The 4,665-nt window shown below is 69.1% G+C and carries 7 protein-coding genes; all 7 read right to left on the reverse strand.

All coding sequences use genetic code 11. The features are described from left to right. A partial coding sequence (gene gspL / locus EGJ34_RS20615; RefSeq protein WP_260477089.1) for a type II secretion system protein GspL occupies positions 1–660 on the reverse strand: 660 nt, incomplete at its 3' end. After that, entirely contained in the window at positions 657–1,646 is a 990-nt protein-coding gene (gene gspK, locus EGJ34_RS20620; RefSeq protein WP_125362294.1) for a type II secretion system minor pseudopilin GspK, read from the reverse strand. The genes gspK and gspL, both read right to left, overlap by 4 nt. Further along, complete coding sequence (gene gspJ / locus EGJ34_RS20625) at positions 1,643–2,248, reverse strand: type II secretion system minor pseudopilin GspJ (RefSeq protein WP_125362295.1); 606 nt, start codon at positions 2,246–2,248, stop codon at positions 1,643–1,645. Before gspJ ends, gspK begins: the two co-directional genes overlap by 4 nt. After that, entirely contained in the window at positions 2,245–2,628 is a 384-nt protein-coding gene (gspI, locus tag EGJ34_RS20630; RefSeq protein WP_125362296.1) for a type II secretion system minor pseudopilin GspI, read from the reverse strand. The genes gspJ and gspI overlap by 4 nt, the downstream gene beginning before the upstream one ends. Further along, positions 2,612–3,109 (reverse strand): GspH/FimT family pseudopilin, encoded by a 498-nt coding sequence (locus EGJ34_RS20635; RefSeq protein ID WP_125362297.1) that lies wholly within the window; start codon positions 3,107–3,109, stop codon positions 2,612–2,614. Before EGJ34_RS20635 ends, gspI begins: the two co-directional genes overlap by 17 nt. Then, entirely contained in the window at positions 3,106–3,543 is a 438-nt protein-coding gene (gene gspG / locus EGJ34_RS20640) for a type II secretion system major pseudopilin GspG (protein WP_125362298.1), read from the reverse strand. Before gspG ends, EGJ34_RS20635 begins: the two co-directional genes overlap by 4 nt. A gap of 44 nt (positions 3,544–3,587) precedes the next feature. After that, positions 3,588–4,665 (reverse strand): type II secretion system F family protein (locus tag EGJ34_RS20645; RefSeq protein ID WP_125362299.1); only part of this gene is annotated, 1,078 nt, incomplete at its 5' end.

Raw genomic sequence — 4,665 nt, forward strand, 5'->3', positions numbered from 1 at the left:
GCGACGGGCTCGCCGCGCACGCCGGTCCACGGGGGCATACTCGAACTGGCGCAGATTCAGCAGCAGCGGTTGGCAGACCCCGGCTGCCAGGCGCAGATCTGCGTCCTCCCCTTCCAGAACCGGCGGATGGTCGTCCGCGCCCACGGCCATGGCGAGTGCTGCTTCGGCGCTGAATGCAGCGCTCGGGCCGTGCACCAGCACCCGGTCGCCCAGCTGTACGGCGTGGGACGCGGGGAGCAGAAGGCAGTCCGGCACCCAGGCGGCGGCGTCGAGTGCAAGGCGCGCGGCACGCTCGGCCCACGCGCGCATCTTGGTGTGCGCCACGACCGCGACCCACCACTGCGCTTCCTCGGCCGCCGCACCCAGCGCCACGTGCACCGTTGCCATCGGCGCAGCCAAGCGGTCCCCCAGGTCATTCCGCGCAGAGGCCCGCAGTTGCAGGGGGTGCCGTCCGTCCAACCGCAAACGGTGCAGGCCGACGAACTCGCCTGGCACGGCCACCACGTCCCGGGTACCCTGCAAGGTGGGAAAGGGCTGGCCGGCGGGCACGGTGTGGCGCGCCACGATCTGCGCATGGGCATCCACCACCAGGCAGCGCACCGGCTGCGCAGGATCGGGATGCAGAAGGATGAGGCGGGTCTGTGCGGCAGCGGAAGTCATTCGTCTCGGGTCCAGCGGCGTGCGGCCAGGCGGGCGTCGCCCATGCCGTTGTAGTGCAACAGGGAATTCAGGGTGACTTGGTTGCCCGCGTAGTCCACGTCTACATCGAGGACGAACCAGGTCGGTGCGGTGCGGTACTGATCGTAGTCCGCCAGCTCGGCCCCCCTGGCCTGCAGAGCCGCGGCGAAGTCGGTGTCGCTCCATCCTTGGGCCGGTCGCGTGCGGATCACCTGCCGCGCCTGCGCCAGTGGAAGCTGCCCCAGAGTGAGCATGCTCAGCACAGGTGCCTGCGCCTCATCCAGGGCATTGATATTGACAGGCGAGATGCCTGCCAGCGGAAGCGCACACACATATGGACGTATCCGCTCGTACACGTTGGGCGTATAGCCGCGCATCGCACGAAGTTCGCTCACTTCCGCCAGCAGGGTGCCTGCCGTGCGGTAGCCCCCCCCTCCAGCGGCGTAGCTGGCGTCCTCGGCCCCCAGCGGGGCGCGCAGGTTGTCGGTGTCGATCCAGTCGCTGGTGGTGTCGGCCAGCCCCTGCGCCTGCGCGGCCGCGAAGCCTAGTGTCTGCAACAGCGCCACATACTGCTGCACACCGGCTTCGTTGCGGTTCCACTGCCCGGGGACGCCGACCGCCAACGCGTTGAGGTTGAAGCAGGTACTGCCGTCGCTCAGCCTCGTCTGGATGAGACCACTCTCGATCGGGAACCCCAGCGGCGCGTTGCGCCACGTGTCTACCGGCACGCCGGGGGTTCCCAGCACGCTCACCCGACGGCGCGCCATGGCCTCGGCCCCCAGCGCGAAGTGCCGGGCCTGTGCTAGGCCTTGGGCGTTGGCCGTCCGCTGCACCCCGAAGCGGATGTCGTCGAGCAGGGCTATCACCAGGACGCCGATGACTAAGCTGAGCAGCAGCACCATCAGCAAGGCCATGCCGCGCTGCGTGCGCGTAGAAGAGAGCCGCGGCTGTCGGCGACGCGCGCTCATTGCGTGGTCTCCGGCAGCACGAAGTCCTGGCGCAGCAGGCCCATGTCGTCCAGTTCGAGTTCCAGGCGCACGGCGCGGGGCAGGGCGGTCTGGCCCCCCATCCAACCGTCGCTCCACGCCCCATAGGAATAGAAGTAGGTACGCGCCGAACGCACTCCGTCCAGCAGGACCTGCGGCTCGCCGGTCAGGGTTCCATCCAGCGCAGAGCGTGCGTCACGCTCCAGGCGCCCTTCCACCAGCCGGTACTCCACGTACTGCATCGAGGCGCGAGGGGCCTGCGCCGGGTTCTCCCAGCCGCGGCGGACGAACGCCAGCAGCGGCCGACGCGTGTCATCGGGTGGAGCGGCGTTGAAGGCATTCGGCTCCCGGTCGCCATCGGCGCGACGCGTTGGCCGCACGGCCACCTGGCCGAGGTCCGCGCCCAGCAGGCTGTGCGTGAGCTGCAGCTGCGCCAACCGGTCCATGCGTTCGCGCACAGCGGCACGCTGATCCGCCGTCCAGGCCAGCAGGCCCACTGCCGTCGTGCCGATCAGCGCGAAGATCACCAGCGCGACCAGCGTTTCAATCAAGGTGAAGCCACCTGCAGCGCGTGCGGCGTTCATCGGAAAATCCAGGTCCGCGCTGCTTCGCCGCCATCGGTCGTCAGCACCCGGATATCCACGCGCATCAATGCCTGTTGGCCGCGGTTGGTGCTGGCCGATGAGCGTTCCCAACGCCAGCGGCGATCACCCAGCACGGTTTCGCCCTGCGCGGGCCGGGCGAGCGACGGAGGCTCGGCGAGCAGCGCTTCGGCCGCGATGTTGTCGGCGACGATGCCGGCCAGAATCCGGTCTTCCATGCGCGTGGCGGTGCGGGTGGCCTCGCCGGCCACGTTGAGCAGGCCGGCGACCACCATCGCCAGAATGGCCATCGCCACCAGCATCTCCAGCAGGGAGAAGCCTCCGGCGTGCTGTCGGCTCGGGCGCTCAGCGTGCAGGCGCATCGAGGATGACCTTGCCGCTGCGCTGTACGGCGACCGTCACGCGCTGCCGTCCATTGTGAAGCACGAGGGCCTCCGGTTCGGCCATGCCGATGGGATCGAAACGGAACACCGACCGTTGCTCATCGTCCTGGCCAACCGGCGATACACCATCAGTCCAGCGGCGTTCGCGAAACGGACCGTCGTGGTAAGGCAGCCAATGCCCATGGTCCACACGGAAGAATCGATAGCCCGCCGCGTCCACGTCCACGCGGAACGAACGCCCTCCCAGCACTGCCTGCTCCTTCGCCCGGCGCAGGTGCGTGCCCAGCGTGTCGGCCTGGCGGTGCAGCGCCGCGTCGCCGTCAGGCAGCGTCAGCAGCACCGCCGTGGTGGCCATCCCGGCGATGGCCATCACCAGCAGTACCTCCAGCAGGGAGAAGCCTGCCATGCGCGGCCGTCGACGCACGCGCGTGCTCGGATGCGGGCCGGGGGCGGCGGTCATTGCCAGTTGCCGATGTCCGCATTCTCGCCCTCGCCACCTTCCACGCCATCGGCGGCAAAGGAGTACACGTCCACCGCGCCACGTCGCCCCGGCGTGCGGTACTGGTACGGGTTGCCCCACGGGTCGGCCGGAAGGCGGCGGATGTAGCCGCCCTTGCGATAGCGCTCCGGACGGGTCAGGCCGGCTGGTGCCTGCAGCAGGGCCGGCAGTCCCTGGTCGGTGCGCGGGTAGACCAGATTGTCCAGCCGGTAGGCTTCCAAGGCCTGTTCCAGCAATGCGACGTCGGCGCGCGCCTTCTCGGCCATCGCGCGGTCCTGGCTGGGCAGCACATTGATCATCACCACCGTGGCGAGCAGTCCGATGATCACGATGACCACCATCAGCTCGATCAGGGTGAAGCCGCGGGAGGCGGCACGGAAGGAATGGTTGCGCATGGGAAAGTCACCGGGAAGAGTGGAAACGGAAGTCATGGCAGATGTCACCCCAACGCCAGAGAGTTGAACTGCAGGATCGGCAACAGGATGGACAGCACCACCAGGGCCACCACGCCGCCGAGGGTGACGATGATGGCCGGCTCAAGCAGGCTCAGCGTAGCGTTGGCGAAGGTGTCCAGCTCGCGCTCGAGGTAGTCGGCACCGCGTTCGAGCATCGGGGCGAGGCGTCCGCTGCTTTCGCCGCTGCCGGCCATGTACAGCAGCGTGGGAGGGAACACATCGGCCTGGCGCATGGCCACCGAGAGGCTGCCACCGCCGTCAAGCGCGGTTACCATCGATTGCGTGGCCGCACGCAGGGCCTCGTTGCCCACGGTGCGGGCGGTGACCGAAAGGCCTTCCAGCAGTGGGAGGCCGCTGGACAACATCACCGCCACGGTGCGCGCCATGCGGGCCGCATGCAGGTCGCGGATGAGGCGGCCCAGGAACGGCAGGCGCAGCACGGCGGTGTCCACCCGCAGCCGGAAGGCCGGGCGACGCAGCAGCTGCATGCACGTGACCGTGGCCGCGACGAGCACGACGAGGCCCAACCAGCCCCAGTGCACGACCAGATCGGACAGCGCGATGATCGCACGAGTCAGCCAGGGCAGCTCGCGGCCCATCGAGTCGAACTGCTCCACCACGCGTGGCACGACGAAGGCCATCAGGGCGATGACCACCGCGACGGCGGTCAGTGAGAGCGTGGCCGGATAGACCAGCGCCCCGATCAGTTTGCCGCGCAGTTGCTGGTGCCGTTCCAGCAATTCGGCCAGCCGTTCCAGAATCTCCGGGAGCGCGCCCGAGCGCTCACCCGCCGCCACCATCGCCCGGTACAGCGGGGGAAACGCGTTGCCTTGAAGCGCCATTGCGTCGGCCAACCGCAGGCCTTCGAGCACCTGGGCATGGGTGGCCATGACCACCCTTCGCACGCCGCGGTGTTCGCTCTGCGAGCCAATCGTACGCAGCGCTTCCTCGAGCGGTACGCCGGCCGCCAGCGTCGACAGCTGGCGGGTGAACATCGCCAGCTCGCGGGTGCCGAAGCGACCACGCCCGCGCTGCTGCGCCTGCACCGCCGCCGGCTGCAGC

Origin of the sequence: Stenotrophomonas sp. 278, from assembly GCF_003935715.1 — a bacterium.
Lineage (GTDB): Bacteria > Pseudomonadota > Gammaproteobacteria > Xanthomonadales > Xanthomonadaceae > Stenotrophomonas > Stenotrophomonas maltophilia_AH.